Below are 19,171 nucleotides of genomic sequence, written 5' to 3' on the forward strand. Positions count from 1 at the left end.
CGCGTCCAGTTAATATGGACATCGAGGCCTTTGACACAAACGTACAAGCAATTAAAACTAGAACATTATTTGGTCAATTAATAAAGGATAACTATTTATTATCATGATGATTATCGATACGAATTTGTGCGTACTGCGTTATATAGGGGAGGATTAGCAGTTAGAGTTGCTCGTATAAATTGCGGTCGCTTTAAGCACCTGAAGGAATTGTGCGAGGCGTCACTAAACTATTTTAAGTCCAGCTTTATAGTATGCAAATAAGGCTCGATCAATCGCGTCGTGGTAAATCCGCGTATTTTGATGATGTCATTACCTTGGCTCTCGTAATAAACTTCGGCGTAAAAGTTACCAACGCAGTATAGTTGTACGCGCAAATTGCTTTCGACCCTGTCTCCAATGAACATGCCTTCCCAAACAGCGTCGGCTTTTTCATTTAGGGTCATGGCTTGGAAGTCGTAAAGGGTAATCACAGTTTGAAAAGCTTTCTATTCTGAGTTATTCCGTTGAGCAAGGCGGTTAAAGCTCGTACAATGGTTTTGTTCCTTTATAAAGTGGGCTTGCTTCCAAATCGTAAAATAGGGAAACGGCTCTAATTTTTTGGATACTACTTTAGCTTTTCTTTTTTTTTGACGCCTCCTTTTTCTTCACATATTCTAAATGATATAGCTCCGCGTCATCATTTCTTTGCATTATTTCAAAAATGCTCTTTTCTAAAGCCTCGCAGACTTCTAACAAGGTAGAATGCATATAATCCCTTCTCGCATTCTCAATTCTACTAATCTGCTCGGCATTCACACTGCATCGATGGGCTAATTCAGCCTGTGTCCAACCATTCAAGAATCTAAAATATCGCACATTTCTACCTACAGTTTCATAATGAATTATGAACTTATCCTTCATTTAGGTAAAATGAGAACTTTATGAAATTATATTCTTGTCAATATTGACAAGAATATAATTTTTAGTTACCTTTATAAAAAATAGCTGTTGTACATGTAATAGATATACACTTTTAATATTGGTGTTTCATCAAAAGAAACCTTGCTTTGACAGACGTTGGAAATCTTAAAGCACGCGAGGTTGCGGTGAATGAAATGCCCATTTATCCTATATTTGTAGGAGAATGGGCTATTCTCCGTATGCGTGCTAAGGAAGCTTCGGCTTCCGCCTTTCCAACGAGGTGTCATTGCGTACGGGGAATAGCCCATTTTTTGTGGCTTATTTTGTAACGCCAAGCAATTTGCTTACAAAATGACGAACGATTTTTCAAAACCAATTTCAAAAAACGTTCAAACTCCGGCTATGGAATTTGAGTCGTTTTCAAAAAGGCAATTCATTGTATTCCAAACGTTTTTAAAAACTTATTGGTTGACGGTGATAGGTGAAATAAAGATCAAGGGCAAATATTTTTGTCAAGAAATCGCCCTGCTGTTTGATCAGTTAATTGACCTGGTGGCTGCGGCTTCTACATTGCACCAGGCAGGCGGGGCTTTAAATCCTGATCTATCGACCGGGCAGGAGGGTGAGGGACATGAGTAATTACCCTGTCCATACCTGGCTGCTGCTGATCTGCCCTCCCGAGTAAATCTGGTCCGGGGGCCGGCTGTCCCTGTTGAACGCCGTGGCGTCCTGCCATCGCTAACAGCTGTAATCAATCAATTTTTTAATGTCTTGAATCATGTAAATGAAGCTGAAAATAAGCTTCCTGGCCGCGCTTTGCCTTTTTTTCGGGCGAAGCGGCTTCGGACAGGAAATAAAAATAGGGGACAAGGTCCCTGATGTGATGATAAAGAATATTTCGGGGCTGGTGCTGGACGGTAAGGGGGTAAAGGAGGCCCGTTTGTCTGCCTTTGCAGGGAAACTGCTGATCCTGGACTTTTGGGCGACCTGGTGCGCGCCCTGCAGGCGGATGGTGCCTGTCATGGACAGCCTGCAACGCCAGTTTAAGAAAGAAGTGGTGTTCTTGCCGGTAACGTATGAAAGCGCCGCGGTGGTAGCGCCGGTGCTGGCCGCGATGCGGAAGATCAAACCTTTTGACCTGCCGGAGGTGACGGGTGACGTGGCGCTGCACAAACTGTTCCCGCACAGGTCCCTGCCGCATTATGTATGGATAGACCCTCAGGGCAGGGTATGCGCCATTACCGAAGAAAAGGAAGTCACGGCTGCCCATATCAAGCGCATGCTCGCCGGCGCAGCACCCGCCCTGGCCACCAAAAAAGACCTCGTACTCACCTATGACCGTGACCAGCCGCTGTTTGCCCCCGGCAACAACCTGCCAGCGTCCGCCGTCCGCTACCAGTCCGTCCTGTCGGGCTATATCCCCGGCCTCGAAGCCGGCATGGATATCTACCCGCGGGACAGTGTCAGGGGCCAGCGCTGCAACGTCCGTAATGTGCCGCTGACCTGGCTGCTGCGGATGGCCTGGAGCGATCATAACCGCTGGTTCTCCGGCGCATTCATGCGCCTGCTGACCAAAGACTCTGCCCGCATGCAAACCAGTCTTTCCGGGCAAGCCTACGAACAATGGCTCAGCCAGGGGAACGGCTGGTGTTATGAACTGGTCGTGCCGCCGGCCCTGGCGGGGGCTGCCTTTGATATCATGCAGCAGGATGTGGCGCGGCTGTTCCCGCAGTACCACGTTGAGGTCGAGCGTGTGGTAACGCGCTGCCTTGTGCTCGTGCGCACCAGCAGCCAGGACCAACTGAAGACCATCGGCGGAAAGTCCCTCGTCGACGTCACGCCGTTCAAAGCCCACCTGCACAACACCCGCCTTGGGCAGCTGATCAAACGGCTGCAGGTGCAGTACCTGGAAGGTTACCCGCTGCCGGTTATAGATGGCACTGGGTACGACGGGCCGGTGGACCTCGCGGTCGATGCGCCGCTGAACGATGTAGCGGCGATGAACCGGGAGCTGGCGCGGTACGACCTGCAATTGATCGAAAAAGAGGCGGCTGTCGACCTGCTCGTGGTGCGGGACGCCGACGATGCCTCATCATCTCTGAAACCAAAACCCTAAATCATGAAATACCTGTTTACCCTCATCCTCTTCGTCCTGCTGTCCGGGCCCGGCTACGGGCAGGACCAACCCCCGTTAAGGGGCGTTGTCCGCGACAGCACCGGGCGCCCGCTGGCCGGGGCGAGCATCGCCCTGACCGGCACAACCATCGGAACGGTGACCGATACGGCCGGCCGCTTCGCCCTTTACGCCCCGCCGGGCAAGTATATCCTGCAGGCGTCTTACATCGCCTATGCGCCGCTGCGGCGGCAGGTAGTGCTGCCCGCGGCTGCCGGGCTGACGCTGGTGCTGTCCGCAGCAAACGCGCTTGCGGAAGTCACCGTCTCGACCGGTTACCAGGAATTGCCAAAAGAAAGGGCGACCGGATCCTTTGTGGCCGTTGACAAGGCCCTGATCGGCCGCAGCGTCAGCACCGACGTGATCGCCCGCCTGCGCGACGTCGTGCCGGGACTCAGCTTCAATAACCTGGGCACCCGCATCAGCATCCGCGGGCAAAGTACGCTGTTCTCCAACGCCGAGCCGCTGATCGTCGTAGACGGCTTCGTTTATAACCAGCCGGTAGAAAACCTGAACCCCGCCGATGTCCAAAGCATCAGCGTGCTCAAAGACGCTGCGGCGGCATCCATCTGGGGCGCCCGGGCGGGCAACGGGGTGATCGTGATCACGACGAACAAAGGCGCTTTCGACCGGCCCATGCGGGTATCCCTGAACGCCAGCGTGACCGCGGGCGAACGGCCGGACCTGTACTACCGTTCGCAAATGAGCAGCAAGGACTACATCGGGCTGGAAAAACGCCTCTTCAGCGAAGGATATTACACCGGGACGGAAAGCGCCTATAACCACCTACCGCTGTCGCCGGTGGTGGAGCTGCTCATCGCCGGCCGGGACGGGTCGCTCAGTCAGGCGGACCTGGAAGCGCGGCTGAACGCGCTCGAAAAGAATGATGTGCGGGGCGACCTGGAGAAATATTTTTACCGCAAAAGCCTGAACCAGCAGTATGCCCTGAGCCTGGACGGCGGCTCGGCGGGGCAGCGGTATTACTTTTCGGCCGGCTATGACCGCAACCTGGATAACGCGGCGGGCAACGGCTTCAGCCGCCTGACCCTGAACGGCAAGGAGACCTGGAGCGCCCTGCACCAAAAGCTGGAGATCAGCACGGGGATCTACTATACCCAGACCATGACCAACCTGAATAACCCGGGCCTGCCCACCTGGAACAACGGTTACCCGGTATACCCTTACGCGCAGCTGGCCGACGCTGCGGGTAATGCGCTGCCGGTGACCCATAACCTGCGGCAGGGCTTTGCGGATGCCGCGCCGGGGGCGGGGCTGCTGGACTGGAACTACCGGCCGCTGGACGAACTGCGCCTGGCTGACCGCGGGCAGCAGGCCATGGATGCGCGCGTCAATACGGGCCTGAAATACCGGCTGCTGCCGGGGCTGAGCGCAGCGTTCCTTTACCAGTACGAACGCAGCCGGTCGGACGGCCGCAACCTGATGGACGCCGGGACCTTTGCGGCGCGCAACCTCGTCAACCAATATACGCAGGACGACGGCAGCGGGAAGTTAACCTTCCCGGTTCCCCGGGGCGCCATCCTTGACCTGAACACGGGCGGCTCCTCGGCGCATGACGGGCGGCTGCAGCTCAACTATGACGGCGCCTTTGGCGCCAAACACGAACTGAACGCTATCGCCGGTTACGAGGTGCAAAGCCTGCAAGTGACGGGCGAGGGGCACCGCCTGTACGGCTATGATGCGGCGCACGGGACGATGCAGCAGGTGGACGGCGCTGATTTTTTCAGTTATTACAACAACCCCTACGGCAGCGGTACCATTCCGCAAAACCAGTATGAGAGCGGCGCAACGGACCATTACCTGTCGTATTACGCGAACGGGGCCTACACCTACGACCGCAGGATCTCCTTTTCGGCAAGCGCCCGGCTGGACCGCTCGAACCTTTTCGGCGTCAAGACCAACCAGAAAGGGGTACCGCTATGGTCGGCAGGCCTGGCCTGGGAGCTCAGCCGGGAGGGCTTTTACCATATGGCCGTGCTGCCTTACCTGAAGCTGCGCGCCACCTTCGGCTACAACGGCAACATCAACAAGAACCTGTCGGCCTATACCACCGCGGGCTACCTGGACGGCAGCGGCACGGCGACCGGCCTGCCTTATGCCGAGATCATCAACCCGCCCAACCCCGGCCTGCGCTGGGAGCGCAACCGGCATATCAACTTCGGCGTGGACTTCGGTAGCGCGGGCGGCAGGGTCTCCGGTACCCTCGAGTATTACCTGAAGCGGGGCATCGACCTGATCGGGCAGACCTCCTATACGCCCTCCACCGGGATCATCGCCTTTACGGGCAATACGGCCGACACAAAAGGCCACGGGCTCGACTTCAGCCTGAACACGCTCAACCTCACCGGCACGCTGAAGTGGTCCTCGGCGTTCTTTGCCAGCTATGTGACCGACAAGGTTTCGCATTACGGGCAGGCCTCGCTGGCACCGGATTACCTGGAATTCGGCTACACGGGTAATTACGCGCTGGAAGGCAAACCGCTTTTCGCCATATACAGTTACCGCTCGGCGGGCCTTGACCCGGCGACGGGCGATCCGCGGGGGTACCTCAACGGTCAGGCCAGCAGCGACTACACCGCCATGCGGGCAGCCTCCTCGCCGCAGGACCTGGTGTACAACGGGCCCTCGCGCCCGGTCGTGTTCGGTGCCTTCCGGAATACCTTTAGCTGGCAGCGCTGGAGCCTGTCAGCCAATATCAGCTACCGGCTGGGTTATTATTTCCGGAGGCGCTCGGTGTATTATGGCAATGACTACGGGTTGTCCGGGCAAAGCGGCGACTTCGCGCTGCGCTGGCAGCAGCCGGGCGATGAGCAGCATACGGTCGTGCCCTCGCTCCCTGCCGTTCCGGATGCGCAGCGGGATGACTTTTACCGCTTTTCATCGGACCTGGTGGAGAAAGGCGACCATATCCGCCTGCAGGATATCAACCTGTCCTACCAGCTTTCCAGAGGCGCCCTGCGGTTGCTGCCCGGGGCCAACCTGCAGCTTTATCTCTATGCTGCCAACCTCGGCATTTTATGGCGGGCGAACAAACAGCACCTGGACCCCGACGCGGGCAACACCTTCCCGGCACCGCGCACGGTGGCGGGCGGGATCCGATTAACCTATTAAAACCCCGATGATGAAAAAGATATTTTTGATAAACGCGGTATTGATGCTGGCCCTTACGCTGCCCGCATGCCGCAAGGATTTCCTGGACGCGCGGCCGAACAAGGCGCTGCTGGTCCCCACCACACCGGACGACCTGCGGGTACTGCTGGACAATAACGACGTGTTCAATATCCGGCCGAACCTGACGCCGCTGGCGGACGGCGACTACTACACGACGGATGCGGGCTACGGCACTTACCGCCTGGACATGGAACGGAACAGCTATGCCTGGTCGAAGGACATTTTTGCCGGCGCCGTCGCGGGTGACTGGAACACACCCTACAAGCAGATCTTTTATACGAACGTGGTACTGGAAGCCGCAGCACGCCTGCCCGAGGCCGATGTGAAAGAGATCAGGGGCACCGCCCTTTTCTACCGGGCCTTCGCCTATTTTAACTTGGTCAGCCAGTTCGCCGTGCCATACGACGCGGCAACGGCGGCCAGCGCGCCCGGCGTACCGCTGCGGCTTCATGCCGATGTGACGCTGAAAGCGGGGCGGGCAACCCTTGCGGCGACCTACGCGCAAATATGGGCCGACTTATCGGCGGCCAGGCCCTTACTGCCGGTAACGGCCGGTTATAAAACTCGGTCGACGGTATCCGCGCTGCTGGCCCTGCAGGCGCGCGTCGCCCTGGCCATGGAAGATTACCCGGCTGCGGGCAGGTATGCGGATTCGGCGCTGTCTATCAACCACACCCTGCTGGATTACAACAGCCTGAACGCGTCCGCAAACCGGCCGTTCCCGCGCGCGCTGCCCAGCGGCAACGACGAGGTTACGTACTATTCGGCCCTGCTGCCTTACAGCTTTGACGGCCCCTCGGCACCGACCTATGTGGACCGGCAGCTCTATGATGCCTATGCGCCCGGCGACCTGCGCAAAAAGCTTTTTTTCAAAGAAGCGACGCCCGGGGACTTCCGCTTCAGAGGGAACTACGCCGGTTCGGTCACCCTGTTCGGCGGGCTGGCCAACGATGAGCTGTACCTGACGCGGGCGGAATGCCGGGCCCGTGCGGGGGACGCGGCCGGTGCGATGGCGGACCTCAATACGCTGCTGATCAAGCGCTGGCTGACGGGGACCTTTGTCCCTTATACGGCGGCTAATGCGGAGGATGCGCTGCGGCAGGTGCTGGCGGAAAGAAGAAAGGAACTGCTGGGCAGGAACCTGCGCTGGAATGATCTGCGGCGGCTGAACAGGGACCCCCGGTTCCGGGTGACACTGCGCAGGACGGTGAACGGGCATACCTACACACTGGAGCCGGGCAGCGCCCGCTATGTTTACCCGGTCCCGGATGAAGAGGTCCGGCTGGGCGGCGTGGTGCAGAACGAACGGTAAAAAAAAGCCGCCCGGCGGGGGCGGCTTTCGCGAAGGCGCGGCTTTACAAACCGCTGAACTCGCCGGCAACGGTGCTGATCGGGTTAGCCGGGTTCACGTTCGGGTCCTGCGTGTCCGGGTAAACCGCTTTACAGATCTGCATGGAGCCGGTGCAACGGTAATCTGCCGGGTTTTCACCGGTGAGGTCTACATAACTGCCGTCCGTGCGGTGCCCCCAGGTTTTGGTGCCGGGCTGCTGGGTAGCAGCGCTGGTCAGCAAGGCGGAACCCAGGCCCAGGATAAGGGCTGCTGCGGCGAATGTGCTTTTTAAATTTTTCATAAACATGAACGCTTTTAGAGTCAAAAACGAACGAAAACTTTTAGTGAAAAATAATGCTGCCTACTCTTTTCGAAGGTTTTCGGCATTCCCCTTATATCGTTGGGCCAGGGCCGCGGCGGCCAGGGCCAGGAAGAACAGGTTAAAAAAGAAGTGCGCCGTCCACGACATGTTTTGCAGCACGCCGCCGCAGGAACAAGGCACACGGTCCCAGTACCCGGCCAGCACCAAGGCGGTATACCCGGTAAAGGCCGTCATCAGCAGCACCGAAAATAACAGCCCGGCCACCTGCCATTTTGAGATAAGCAGCAGCAGGATCGCCAGGATCTCGGCTGCGGGAATGAGGACGATGAGCGCGCCGGCTATCTCTTTCGGAAAGTTCTGGTTATACATCTCGTGGCGAAACAGGTTGAGGTCCATCAGCTTGCTGGTCGCGGCGTACGCGAAAAGCAAAATAAGCAGTGCGGGGGCGGTGTTCTTGAGCAGTGTTTTCATGGCGGCTGATGTTTGTCTGGCACAAAGTAAGGCCGCGGGTGCAGCGTCAAACAGTGGCAAATGGGTAGTATACCCTTTGCGGGAGGAGAGGACATGAATGCCTGTCCGAATTACCGGCTGCTGCCCTGGCTTTTTTTAAGGGCGCCGTTCTACAGTTACGCGGCCTATGATCTCGGGCGGATGCCGGAGGTGCTGGCGCGTGCGGAATTTCGTAACGCGGTGTTCCTGGCCAGCCCGGTGTTCTACGGCCTGCTGGAACGTAAAGGGTTTGACTGGGACCGTTTATCGGAAAAAGAGCGGCATACGCTGCGCAAATATTATAACCGGATGGCTTTCCGCCCGACGCCCTTCGGCAGCTTTTCGACCTTTACCCTGGTGGAGTGGGGGGAGGGCGATCGCGTAAAGCTGGCGGCGGACAGCGGGGTACGGTTGCACCTGCAGCCGGATGAAGGGCTGCGCCAGGGAGGAACCGGGACAGCGGCAATTGCTGCCGCCGGAGAGCTGCTCCGGGTAAACCCGATGCTTTACCGCCTTGGCGGTCACTACCGGTATATCCGCTCGGTATACGGGCCCAGCGGCAAATGCTGCTTCTTTCTCGATAGTGTGGAGGCTGATCCGTTCTATAACAACATCTTCAGGTGGTTTGCAAATGCGCCGGTGGCCGCAGAAAAAGTTGTTTGCTGGATGATGCGGCAGAGCGGTTGTACGGAGCTTGAGGCTGCGGACCACCTTTCCTTTTTGATCAGAGAACAGCTCTTGTACGCATCGGGACGGGGTTCGGTGACCGGCGGGCAATTTATAGCAATGGGGCCGCCCGGATTTTGGGAGCGTGCCGCATTGGCGAACCTGCCGGACCCCTATTCGCTTCCCGCATTGTCGGCGGAGTTGAGCGGAAGCCTATCTTCAGACAGTGGTTTTTTTTATGCCGCGGCCGAGCGGCCTTTGATCTCGGGCGGGCCCCCGGAAATCGATAGAGCAGACCTGGAACGCGCAGTGCGCCTGCTGCAGCGGTTGGCGTCGCCCGGCATCCCGGATGCGCTGAGGCAGTTTAAAGAGGCGTTCCGGGCCAGGTTTGACCGGCAAAAGGTGCCCTTGCTGCTGGCGGTAGACCCGGACGCGGGCATTGCCTATGAAAATATGGCGGGGACGGCGGGAAGAGGGGACACGCTCCAGGGCGTCCGCTTTCCGCACGTGAGGCAGCGGGGAGCCGCGCTCCCGTGGACGGGCTTGCACCGCCTCTTGCTGGATCACTGGAAAAATGGCGGCCGGGACGCCTATGCGCCTGTAGAGCTGACGGAGGAGGGCCTGGAGGCGGCGGGATTGCAGCCGGCGACGGATATCGGCTTTGCCAATACGGTGGCGATCCTTTTCCGCCAGTGCGCGGAAGGTATCTTGCTGGAACAGTCGGGCGGGCCGGCAGGCGCCGCCCTTACGGGCCGTTTTTCAGTTTTTAGCGAGGCGTCAGCGAGCCTTTGCCGGGAGATCGCCGCGCTGGAATGCGCGGCCAATCCGGATGTGCTGTTCGCGGATATCGCGCTATTTTCGGACAAACATGTGGACAATATCAACCGGAGGAAGCACATTTATCCCTATGAGATCCCGCTGAATGTTTTTTCAGCATCTGCCGGCGAGGCGCAGCTGCCGCCGGGCGATCTGCTGATTTCATTACTGGGGGATGAACTGGTCCTGGAGTCGGCGCGTCTTGGTAAGCGGGTGGTGCCGCGGCTGGCGAGCGCGTACAATTATAAAAATAACGAACTGGGGCTCTTCCGGCTGCTCTGCGACGTGCAATACCAGGGGCTGAACGCAGGACTTTCCCTGGATCCTGAACGCGTCTTCCCGGGCATGGCGTTCTATCCCCGGATTTGCTTTGGGCGCGTGATCCTCAGCGCAGCGAAATGGAGATTTAAGGCAGCGGACCTTTTGCCGTTATTCGATGGAAAGGAACAGGCTGTAGATCGTTTCCGCAAAAAACACCATTTGCCGCGATGGGTAAGTACGGGCAGCTATGACCAGCAACTGGTGTTTGATCTGTCTGACCGCCGGGATGCGGCGTTCTTTCTCGATTGCGCAGCCGGCTTAAAGGAGATGACGCTGCTGGAATACCTTTCGCCCGTCAAGGAAGTAACCGCCGGCCACCGGCCGCTGGCGGCACAATACATCGGTTTTTTGTATCATGAACGTTCTGTTTACAAGCCGCTGGAAGCATGGCGGCCGAAAACGGAAAGGGCCGTTAAAAGAGTATTCCCGCCGGGCAGTGACTGGCTGTACCTGAAGCTTTACTGCACGCCGCTTACCGCTGACCGCATTTTGGGCGAAGTGATCGGTCCGCTACTGGAGAAATCCGCGGATTTGATCATTTGCTGGTTCTTTATCCGGTACACCGACCCGGGATATCACCTGCGCCTGCGGTTTAAGGTGAAGAAGCGCGACGGTGGCAAGATGCTGGCGGACCTTTGCGATGCGCTGGCAAAAACGGGGCATGACCGCCTTGTTCATGCCTTGCAGGCTGACACCTACAACCGGGAGTTGGAACGGTATGGCGCCAGGCTTATCGAACGGGTTGAACAGGTTTTCTGGCGAGGCAGCGAGCTGGTGTTGAAAAGCCTGTTATCCGCGGGACGCGGGAACGGTCCAAGTGAATTCGATATTGCTTTTGCCACAGCATTGGACATGGTTTTCATCATGGCCGGGAGAGAATGGGCGGCCGGTTTTGCGGGGGAGGTTTCTGACCGGTTCCTCGCGGAATATAAAGCGGATAAGGCGCTGCGGATCAGCCTGGACGGCAAATATCGACAATTGCAGGCGGGGTTACACGAAGTGCTGGGTGCCCGGCGGGCAGATGAGGACCTTATGGGCGCATTGCGCCAGATTGCCGGGGCGGCTGCCAGGAACGCAGACGGACGTCGCCAGCTAACCGCCGACCTGGTGCACATGCAGTTGAACCGGACGTTCAGTACAGAGGGACGGAAACAGGAGTTGGTGGTCTGGTACTGCCTGTCTAAATACCTGCGTTCTTTGAAAGCGAGACAAAGGGACTAAAGTAGTTTTCGTTTACTGACGATCAGCGCCGCTTCCATCTTGTGCAGGAACGCTTCCCGGTATGCCTCGCCGACCGGCAAGGTGTCGGCCCGGTCCTGCAGCCGCACCTGGCCATGCTCGACCGACCGGATATAGGCGTGCGCAACAACGAAGGACCGGTGTATCCTGGAAAAATCCGCTTGCGGGAGCTGCGCCAGGATCTCGCCTAACGTGAGGTAGGCAATCACTTTTTCCTTGGCGAGAAAAAGCTGGACATAATTGCCGTTACTTTCGATATAACGGATGTCCGTGGTATTGATCCGCAGCATTTTCCCCTTGATATCGGTTTTTATAAAAAAATAGTCATTGAGTTCCCTTACCGGGCGTTCCTGCCGGATCTTCTGGATGCAATAGAGGAAGCGTTCATAGCTGATGGGTTTGAGCAGGTAGTCCGCGGCGTTCTTTTCGAAGGCTTCCGGACCGTACTCGCGGTAAGAAGTGGTGAAGATAACCGTGCTCCGGCCGCCGATCATACCCGCCAGGTCGATCCCCGAAAGTTCGGGCATGTCGATATCGAGAAAGGTCATATCCGGTATGCCCCTGCCTGCTGCGAACACTTCCAGCGCCTTTAGCGGGTCCGTATATAAACCAAACGCTTCCAGGCCGGGCGTCTTGCTGATATAAGTGGTCAGCAGTTCCGCGGCATGCCGCTCATCATCGATAACCAGGCAGGTGAGGTTTTTCATAAGGGTATTGTTAACGTGAGTTCAAAAAAATCCTGGTCTTCCTTTACTTCCAGCTTGTAATGATCGCCATAGGTATGCTCCAGGCGTGTCCGGGTGTTCCGGAGGCCCAGGCCACCGCGCCGGGGGACGCTGCTTTTCACTGCCTTCCGGTTGCGCGCATGGTAGCGGAGCTGGCCGCTTGCATTTACGTCAATCTCGAGCAGGGCGGGAGAAGACCTGTCCGTCAGGTGACCGTGCTTGAACAGGTTCTCCGTTAGCGTAAGCAAGACCAGCGGTATAATGCGCAGGTCATCCGTTCCTACTTCAATAGCGGTATGCAGGTACAAGTTCTGGTGGAAACGGTAGCGGTTCAGCTCGACCAGGTTGCCGATTTGCTGCAGTTCATCTGCAAGTGGTATCTTACCGTCGGCGCTGGTGCTGTCCAGGCTGTAACGCATGATATCGGAAAGCAGCAGCACACACCGCGAAGCATCTTCAGAATGGGCGTAAACGGAACTATAGATAAAGCTCAGGGAATTGAACAGCAGATGCGGGTTGAGCTGCTGCTGCAGGTAGGCGTTCCGGCTTTCGGACAACCGGTGCTCCAATTCTGCTTTATCTTTTAAGGCGATCAGTTGCTTTTTTTCGGATTCAGCAGCTTTTTTCCGGTAGCTGGCGATATTGCCCGCCACCCAGTAAAGCAAAGCGAGTGCGCAGAAATAAATACTCCTAAAGGTGTTAATAGCGATCAGGTTGCCGACACTCGTCAGCACTTGGCGAAATGTTGACGGTGGTGCAGGATCCAGCATTATGGCCAGGGCCACTTTTGTCAGGGTAAAGAAAAGAAACAAAAGGAGGAATAGCAGCACATTCGCGAAAGACCGCTCTTTTCTCTCAAATGTTCCATTCAACAAGTAAAGGGCACTGTAAAATACGCAGATATTTACCATATAATACAGCAGAAATGATGCGCCCGAGGTAATGGAAAACTTTTGCACGGCATAATAAAGGAAACATAATTCATACAGGATGAAAATGCCCCAACAAAGTACATGCAACATGACCGTACGTCTATTAATCCCTGCAACTGAAATTTTGAATGGTCTTTTCATTATTTATCATCCTAATACCGTCGTTCGTGTAACAAAATGGTGTAAAATTACTGATAAGCATAATTTAGTAAAAACAATCATAAATCATGGAAAAAACAACTAACAAACTGCCTCAGCAACGAACATGTCCTTTGTATAACTATGAAAGGTCATCCGTCTTGTTTGAAACCAGCGCAACCTGTGACCCAACTACAACGGTGATCACGATCTTAACCACCACTCATCTCCAACAATTGTAAGGTTCTCTTCGTTACCGTAACTGCTACGCGTTATGCTGAAGGATGAGCTTGATTTTTTACGGCGAACGGCCGCATCCCAGGTGGATAAAACCCTGGATGCGGCCCAGACCGTACCATGCATAGCCAGACGGGATTGTGAACGTATCCGCAATGTGTGGCGGGCTGCGATCTTTACGGCATCTTCAGACGGGTGTTTGAAAAGGTATTTTAACTATCACTTGCAGGAACTTACGGTAATTACGAACGCCGCAGATAGTGGTATTGCAGTGGACCATTGCCTGTCGATAGAGTTATTAGCGTTGATAGATCATCTATGGATGAACCACAGCGTTTATCTTGACGGGAACATCACCGCACCGCCGGCATATCAAAAAAAATATATCGCGGCAATTGCGCTTACAACAGGAAATGTAAACGCGAAGCTAAGGGCCGCCCGGGTACGCGGTAAGCTGAAGGACTGCCTGCTAAACTTTATGAGCGGGATGACCAGTGCCGGCATCCCCAAAAGTTTTCACGACCTTAACTATTTCCAGGCCTGGCTCTACCGGCTTTCTGATCTGGATTTCCAACAACCGGAGGTGGAGTCCGCTATTCATGCTGCGCTGGAATCGCTGAACTTCAATGACCTTTCGTACCTGAATTTCCGACAAGGGGTTTACGGCGGTAAGGCGCTGCCTGCGGCGGAAAAAATCCGGTACTTAAAAGCGGAGAAGGCACGGCTGATGCTGCTATCCGAAACGCCTGTAGCACCCTGTCGTCCTGGTTGGCCCTCTTTGGGTTTTATGCTTTGCGGCTGGTTGTCGGAAGAGATAGCGGCCGTTGAATATGAGTCGCGGCAGGTAGCAGGAAACCCCTCCATGCCACCGCAAAAGGTACCGTTAAACCTGTCGGTAGCCCACTTGGCTTGCTTCCTGAAGCTCCTCTGCTGCGAAAGTGTCCCGGCGGACCTAAACCTGACCCGTTTGTTTCAATTCGTAGCGGGTCACTTCAGCGCTAAGCGTCAGAAAAACATATCCGCCAGGAGCCTGAGCAAGGAATATTACAGCACGACACAGGTTACCGCGGCCAAGGTGCAGGGCATGCTGCAGCAAATGATCGCCCGGATCAACCGGCTGTATTTTCCTTTGGTGGCCTGGCTTGCAGCAGGTGCAGCGCTTGGTTTTCTTCCAGGAAGGTGATCAGTTCGCTCAGCCAGTGAAAGGTAAACCCATCGCGGTGTAGCAGCTGCTCGGGCGTCAGGGCCGCAATATCCCCGATCTTCTCAAAACCCATTTTCCCGCAAAGCAGCGTAAAGTTGTTACTGAATCCTGCGCCTGCAACCGGTTGCTCCAAAAGCTGTTCGGCTGATATCATATTAAAATTTTTATAATCAAAAATAATAAATCTCCTTTAATAGAGACGTCATTAATGGAGTTATTTTTACACTTTGTTTTAATTTATTTTACCGTATGGCGAAGAAGGGTTCCCGTACGGAAAAGATCGATGTCTGGGAAGGCGAGTATAAAAAGCTCGGCAACCGGATAAAGACCATTCGCATTGCCCAGGGCTTTACCAGCGCCGAAGCATTTTCCAACGAGCGGGGGCTGTCCCGCGCGCAGTATGCCAAATATGAGAACGGCAAGAATCTCCAATATTCCAATTTGTTATATGTTGTGGAGGCGCTGAACGTGTCCCTGATGGAGTTTTTCGGGGACGACTTCAAAGATTCACCAAAAGTATAGCGCCCGGGCTGCCCTGCTAAGGTTCCGCAGCGCTGCGGGATACTATAATATTGCAGATAGTTTTATAAAAAGTTGTACGGTCCTTTATTTTGATTTATATTTCGGCTTATAAACCTAATATATCACGATATGAACAACAGCCGAAAAAAAAGCGCCAGATGGTGTCATAGACACCGCTAGTCCGGCATTCCAAACCCATTCCAAATACCTCGCAATTCCTGGCGCTTCAGCGCCATACCTTATCATTATGAAAAAAATATTTTTCTACCTGCAATTTATGTTGATCATCCGGATGGGTTTGGCACAGCCACCTGGTAACGGCGACCCTACAAACTACATCCGTACGGACCTGGTACCGGCGTCACCGAACGCTTCCAGTATTGGCCGTTACGGCGAGATCCCGGTGAATATGTCAACCGGTATGGCCAATTTAAGCATACCGCTATTTACCGTATCGGGAAACGACCTTAGCTTACCAGTAACCTTAAATTATAATTACAGCGGTTATCGCCCGGTAGAGCCCGTGGGTTGGGTTGGCTTGGGCTGGTCGCTCAATGCCGGAGGGGTCATTTCGCTAACGGTCAAGGACCGACTGGATAATACAGCGTCCCTCAACCGGGACTATGACGACCTTGCCATACAGGATTCCATTAACCTGGCGTTCGGACCCGGAGTGGAATTCCTCAATCAAATCGCTATCGGCCATATCGATTCTGAGCCAGATATCTACAGCTTTAATTTCAGCAACTACTCCGGAAAATTTATCCGTTTTCAGGGGCAGTTTTATTGTTTTCCGGCCCAAAAGTTTAAGATCAGTGCCTTGGCGGGCGGATTTAAGATCGTAACGGATGACGGCGTTCAGTATTTTTTCACGGAAACGGAGACCAGCAGCCAAAAAAGTTCCCAAGGGGTTTATAATTTGCCGACCTACACCTCTTCCTGGTATTTGACCAAGGTAACCAACGCGGCCAACACGGAAAACATATACCTCGACTATGCCAGTGAGTCAACGATCATCCGGGGAAGTTCATTTGTACAAACACTGAAACAGTTTGTGAGCAGCAATAATTACGGCGGGCCCGGCGCATCGGACCAATTGTTTCCCCCCGTTGCCCCATATGGGGTTTACATAACGCCCAAACGCCTGGTTTCGATCACTTCGGAAAAATATAGGGTCAGTTTCTCGGGTACGCCCCGGCTGGATGTACCGGGCACCCAGGCATTGAGCTGGGTAACCATCACGAACAGCGATATGGCGGCCGTTAAGCGGTTCTTACTCAAACATAATGATCTGTCCAACTTGCGTCTGGATACGCTCATTGAAACGAACTACCTGCCCGGTGACGACGGACCGGCTCAGTACGATACAGCAAACGCGAGAAAGTACGCTTTTGATTACGTGCCCGCCAGCGGCTCGAACTGGGGTAACGCGTGGGTGGACCATTATGGGTATTATACCGGGAGGGGGGATTTTAACGGGACCATGATCCCGAATACAATTTATCAGAGCGGGGTTGACCGTTCTCCCGTGTTGGGTGGGACGCAACAGGGGGCGCTTACAAAGGTGACTTACCCGACCGGGGGCTACAGTACCTTCGAGTACGAGTTGAACAAAGTTTACGACGGTCAAAGTTATGTAATGAACGGAAAAACTTTGAACGATGCCATCACCCGGCCATCCAACAATCCGAATGGGCTGATCAGCACGCTGCCGAAGCACTTTCAACTCACGACACCGCAAACGGTAACGGTGACGATCAGCAGGACGCCGAAATCAAGCGGAGGCGATGGTATCGTCCATAACCCCTATAAGGATTTCGAGATCGGAGGAGACACGACGCTTTCGACCTGGATCGCCATGCAGGCGGACAATGGCGGTAAATCGTTTACCTATGCTTTAGCCGCCGGTACTTACAGTATCCGTTTTTACTGTGACGCGAATGAAAATCAGGTCACGGGCCAACTGGACTATAAACAACAAACGACCACCCCTATTGAGGGTAAAGAGGTAGGCGGACTCCGGATCAGGAAGATCACTTCATTCCCATTGACAGGACAGCCCAGTAGTAAAGAATATAGCTATACCAGGCCGGATGGCTTTTCCAGCGGCGTTACCAACCTGGGTGCTTACAATCAACGCAACATGGAAGAACGGGAATCACTTTCCGGGATGTCCTGGTACAGCAACTTTTTTTTGATCTCCACCTCCGTGATCGGCGAAAACTACCAGATGGGTGTCCCGCAATATTATAAGTCCGTCCTTGAATCGGTCAGTTCCGGGGCCGGCAAATTCAGCACCCGGACCGATTTTGAATCATTCGAAGATCTGTCGATGGGCATAGAACCGGTCCGTATTACCACTTACAAAAATGCAGCAAGCAATCAGCTTGTGCCTTCGCAACTGGTGGAATATCATTATGAGCGGAAGCTGGAAAATTATTTTCACGCGCTGCACCCGGAAAAAACAATGGAGGCCCATGCCGGGCCCTTGCCACTCTACGCGTATGATATGAACCGCTACAACCTTGTCTCGGGTTGGCGTTATCTTGCCTGGCAGCGCAACATGAGCTATGAAGGCAACGATACCTTGGAAACTCTGACGGAAAACCAGTATGATGTCAATGGGACGAGAAACCTGGTGTCCGTGCAAACCACAGACAGCCGCGGCCTGCGGCAGATCACCAGGTATAAATATCCGCAAGATTATGCCGCCGCCCTTGCTGCCCCTTTTGTGGCCGCAAATGTCCTGGCGCCGGTATTTGAACAGCAGAAATGGCGAAAAAGCGGCACTGATTCTTTGCTTTTATCCGCAGTGGTTACCAAGTATGACAGCCTGGTATATAAGCCGGTCAGCGTGAGTACCTTGGGTGGCCAGAATATTCATATACTGAACAACCAGGGGAAGGACGGGCTCGGAAAATATTTGACACTGCTCAGCGACACGCGTTTTGAAGGGCGTGTCAATTATGCCTACGATAGCTTTGGCAAGGTCGTGGGGCAGCAGTTAGCCGTCGGGCCGGCGCTCTCTTATAAATGGGCCTATTCCACCGTGCCGCACTTTCCGAATACCAGTACGAACAAAACTTATGTGATCGCCGAATGCAGGAACGCGGCGGAAACCGAATTTTATTACGAAGGGTTTGAGGATGACGCCTCCGCGGCTGTGGGTCCCGGGCATACGGGCAGCCATTTCCATGACGGAAATCTTACGGTCAGTTGGACGCGGCCCAATGCCCGCGCTTATCTCATCAGCTATTGGTACCGAAGCGGAACAGTGTGGAAATTTAGCCTTCCGCAAAGTTATGCGGCATCATCCTTTGTGCTTGCGGGTGGCGACGCCTACGACGATATACGGATATACCCTGCCGATGCGCAGCTGACCACCTATACCTATATCCCGGGCATAGGGGTCAGTAGCATGACAGATGCCAAAAATTTGACGACTTTTTATGAATATGACCTTTACAACCGGCTCAAAAATGTCAAAGACAGTCAAGGCAATATCCGGCAAAACCTGGAGTACCATTATGCGGGCAACCAGTTGGTTGGTTATGGCGCAGGCCCTTTCAGCAATGCTGCCGTGTCAGTTACCCTTGCGCGGAACAATTGCGGGATTTATGAGGAGGGGTCCAGTTTGACGTATACCGTAGGGGCCGGCAAATACAAAGGCGCGACGCAGGCCGAGGCGGATGCTTATGCCCAGGCGGACCTGCTGGCTAACGCGCAAAATTATGTCAATAAGTTCGGAACGTGTACATATGGAGGGAACGTGGAGTGAAGGTGATAACTAAACGAAAGAAAATGTTGCAGATAAAAAAATATGTAGTTTTTTTACCGGCGCTGGTGGTAATATCGCATCAGGCGGCTATAGCGCAATCAACGGATCAGAACTATGTTATGACGCGGGTACCTCGTCGGGGGATCGGTGCGGAGGGGAAGCTGGATTCGCTGACGGGGAACAAGGACAG

The 19,171-nt window shown here is 54.6% G+C and carries 16 protein-coding genes; 8 read left to right on the forward strand and 8 right to left on the reverse strand.

The annotated features are described in order from the left end of the window. Window positions 1-227: 227 nt before the first annotated feature. Both GWR56_RS13770 and GWR56_RS20805 read right to left on the reverse strand, forming a co-directional pair. Window positions 228-443, reverse strand: coding sequence for a hypothetical protein (locus GWR56_RS13770; protein WP_162431808.1), 216 nt, complete (start codon window positions 441-443; stop codon window positions 228-230). A 166-nt stretch (window positions 444-609) separates the two neighbouring features. Continuing rightward, entirely contained in the window at window positions 610-900 is a 291-nt protein-coding gene (locus tag GWR56_RS20805) for a helix-turn-helix domain-containing protein (RefSeq protein ID WP_162431809.1), read from the reverse strand. 351 nt (window positions 901-1,251) lie between these two features. Between GWR56_RS20805 and GWR56_RS13780 the strand changes: the two genes are divergently transcribed. The 4 genes from GWR56_RS13780 (at window position 1,252) to GWR56_RS13795 (ending at window position 7,574) form a co-directional block, all read left to right on the forward strand. Further along, on the forward strand, window positions 1,252-1,539 hold the full coding sequence (locus GWR56_RS13780) for a hypothetical protein (protein ID WP_162431810.1): 288 nt from the start codon (window positions 1,252-1,254) through the stop codon (window positions 1,537-1,539). 145 nt (window positions 1,540-1,684) lie between these two features. Further along, window positions 1,685-3,016, forward strand: coding sequence for a TlpA disulfide reductase family protein (locus tag GWR56_RS13785; RefSeq protein ID WP_162431811.1), 1,332 nt, complete (start codon window positions 1,685-1,687; stop codon window positions 3,014-3,016). 3 nt (window positions 3,017-3,019) lie between these two features. Then, a complete protein-coding gene (locus GWR56_RS13790; protein ID WP_162431812.1) occupies window positions 3,020-6,202 on the forward strand; it encodes a SusC/RagA family TonB-linked outer membrane protein in 3,183 nt (1,060 codons plus the stop codon). Window positions 6,203-6,209: 7 nt separating this feature from the next. After that, a complete protein-coding gene (locus GWR56_RS13795) occupies window positions 6,210-7,574 on the forward strand; it encodes a RagB/SusD family nutrient uptake outer membrane protein (protein WP_162431813.1) in 1,365 nt (454 codons plus the stop codon). Window positions 7,575-7,617: 43 nt separating this feature from the next. Here GWR56_RS13795 and GWR56_RS13800 read toward each other — a convergent pair whose 3' ends face one another. Together GWR56_RS13800 and GWR56_RS13805 are read right to left on the reverse strand one after the other, a co-directional pair. Next, window positions 7,618-7,893 (reverse strand): hypothetical protein, encoded by a 276-nt coding sequence (locus GWR56_RS13800; protein WP_162431814.1) that lies wholly within the window; start codon window positions 7,891-7,893, stop codon window positions 7,618-7,620. A 60-nt stretch (window positions 7,894-7,953) separates the two neighbouring features. Next, a complete protein-coding gene (locus tag GWR56_RS13805) occupies window positions 7,954-8,385 on the reverse strand; it encodes a MauE/DoxX family redox-associated membrane protein (protein WP_162431815.1) in 432 nt (143 codons plus the stop codon). Window positions 8,386-8,478: 93 nt separating this feature from the next. Between GWR56_RS13805 and GWR56_RS13810 the strand changes: the two genes are divergently transcribed. Next, complete coding sequence (locus GWR56_RS13810; protein WP_162431816.1) at window positions 8,479-11,427, forward strand: lantibiotic dehydratase; 2,949 nt, start codon at window positions 8,479-8,481, stop codon at window positions 11,425-11,427. Here GWR56_RS13810 and GWR56_RS13815 read toward each other — a convergent pair. From GWR56_RS13815 to GWR56_RS13825, 3 genes are all read right to left on the reverse strand, one after another. Then, on the reverse strand, window positions 11,424-12,152 hold the full coding sequence (locus tag GWR56_RS13815; RefSeq protein WP_162431817.1) for a LytTR family DNA-binding domain-containing protein: 729 nt from the start codon (window positions 12,150-12,152) through the stop codon (window positions 11,424-11,426). The genes GWR56_RS13810 and GWR56_RS13815 overlap by 4 nt on opposite strands. Then, window positions 12,149-13,081 carry a sensor histidine kinase gene (locus GWR56_RS13820; RefSeq protein ID WP_162431818.1) on the reverse strand — a complete coding sequence of 311 codons (933 nt, stop codon included), beginning with the start codon at window positions 13,079-13,081 and terminating at the stop codon, window positions 12,149-12,151. The genes GWR56_RS13815 and GWR56_RS13820 overlap by 4 nt, the downstream gene beginning before the upstream one ends. 363 nt (window positions 13,082-13,444) lie before the next feature. Continuing rightward, on the reverse strand, window positions 13,445-13,603 hold the full coding sequence (locus GWR56_RS13825) for a hypothetical protein (RefSeq protein ID WP_162431819.1): 159 nt from the start codon (window positions 13,601-13,603) through the stop codon (window positions 13,445-13,447). Between the two features lie 73 nt (window positions 13,604-13,676). On the opposite strand from GWR56_RS13825, the gene GWR56_RS13830 reads away from it, so the two are divergent. Next, on the forward strand, window positions 13,677-14,660 hold the full coding sequence (locus GWR56_RS13830) for a hypothetical protein (RefSeq protein ID WP_162431820.1): 984 nt from the start codon (window positions 13,677-13,679) through the stop codon (window positions 14,658-14,660). On the opposite strand, the gene GWR56_RS13835 is transcribed toward GWR56_RS13830, so the two are convergent. After that, window positions 14,587-14,835: a hypothetical protein gene (locus GWR56_RS13835; protein ID WP_162431821.1), complete on the reverse strand. Its 249-nt coding sequence runs from the start codon at window positions 14,833-14,835 to the stop codon at window positions 14,587-14,589. The genes GWR56_RS13830 and GWR56_RS13835 overlap by 74 nt on opposite strands. 95 nt (window positions 14,836-14,930) lie before the next feature. On the opposite strand from GWR56_RS13835, the gene GWR56_RS13840 reads away from it, so the two are divergent. Then, entirely contained in the window at window positions 14,931-15,203 is a 273-nt protein-coding gene (locus tag GWR56_RS13840; RefSeq protein ID WP_162431822.1) for a helix-turn-helix domain-containing protein, read from the forward strand. A 247-nt stretch (window positions 15,204-15,450) separates the two neighbouring features. Beyond that, a complete protein-coding gene (locus tag GWR56_RS13845) occupies window positions 15,451-18,981 on the forward strand; it encodes a DUF5977 domain-containing protein (RefSeq protein ID WP_162431823.1) in 3,531 nt (1,176 codons plus the stop codon). Window positions 18,982-19,171 lie beyond the last annotated feature (190 nt).

Origin of the sequence: Mucilaginibacter sp. 14171R-50 (genome assembly GCF_010093045.1) — a bacterium.
Classification (GTDB): domain Bacteria; phylum Bacteroidota; class Bacteroidia; order Sphingobacteriales; family Sphingobacteriaceae; genus Mucilaginibacter.

Bases quoted from the DNA above. Each gene is read 5' to 3' on its own strand.
- GWR56_RS13770 (WP_162431808.1), bottom strand. From the start codon at position 443: ATGACCCTAAATGAAAAAGCCGACGCTGTTTGGGAAGGCATGTTCATT.
- GWR56_RS20805 (WP_162431809.1), bottom strand. From the start codon at position 900: ATGAAGGATAAGTTCATAATTCATTATGAAACTGTAGGTAGAAATGTG.
- GWR56_RS13780 (WP_162431810.1), top strand. From the start codon at position 1,252: ATGACGAACGATTTTTCAAAACCAATTTCAAAAAACGTTCAAACTCCG.
- GWR56_RS13785 (WP_162431811.1), top strand. From the start codon at position 1,685: ATGAAGCTGAAAATAAGCTTCCTGGCCGCGCTTTGCCTTTTTTTCGGG.
- GWR56_RS13790 (WP_162431812.1), top strand. From the start codon at position 3,020: ATGAAATACCTGTTTACCCTCATCCTCTTCGTCCTGCTGTCCGGGCCC.
- GWR56_RS13795 (WP_162431813.1), top strand. From the start codon at position 6,210: ATGATGAAAAAGATATTTTTGATAAACGCGGTATTGATGCTGGCCCTT.
- GWR56_RS13800 (WP_162431814.1), bottom strand. From the start codon at position 7,893: ATGAAAAATTTAAAAAGCACATTCGCCGCAGCAGCCCTTATCCTGGGC.
- GWR56_RS13805 (WP_162431815.1), bottom strand. From the start codon at position 8,385: ATGAAAACACTGCTCAAGAACACCGCCCCCGCACTGCTTATTTTGCTT.
- GWR56_RS13810 (WP_162431816.1), top strand. From the start codon at position 8,479: ATGAATGCCTGTCCGAATTACCGGCTGCTGCCCTGGCTTTTTTTAAGG.
- GWR56_RS13815 (WP_162431817.1), bottom strand. From the start codon at position 12,152: ATGAAAAACCTCACCTGCCTGGTTATCGATGATGAGCGGCATGCCGCG.
- GWR56_RS13820 (WP_162431818.1), bottom strand. From the start codon at position 13,081: ATGGTAAATATCTGCGTATTTTACAGTGCCCTTTACTTGTTGAATGGA.
- GWR56_RS13825 (WP_162431819.1), bottom strand. From the start codon at position 13,603: ATGCATGGTACGGTCTGGGCCGCATCCAGGGTTTTATCCACCTGGGAT.
- GWR56_RS13835 (WP_162431821.1), bottom strand. From the start codon at position 14,835: ATGATATCAGCCGAACAGCTTTTGGAGCAACCGGTTGCAGGCGCAGGA.
- GWR56_RS13840 (WP_162431822.1), top strand. From the start codon at position 14,931: ATGGCGAAGAAGGGTTCCCGTACGGAAAAGATCGATGTCTGGGAAGGC.
- GWR56_RS13845 (WP_162431823.1), top strand. From the start codon at position 15,451: ATGAAAAAAATATTTTTCTACCTGCAATTTATGTTGATCATCCGGATG.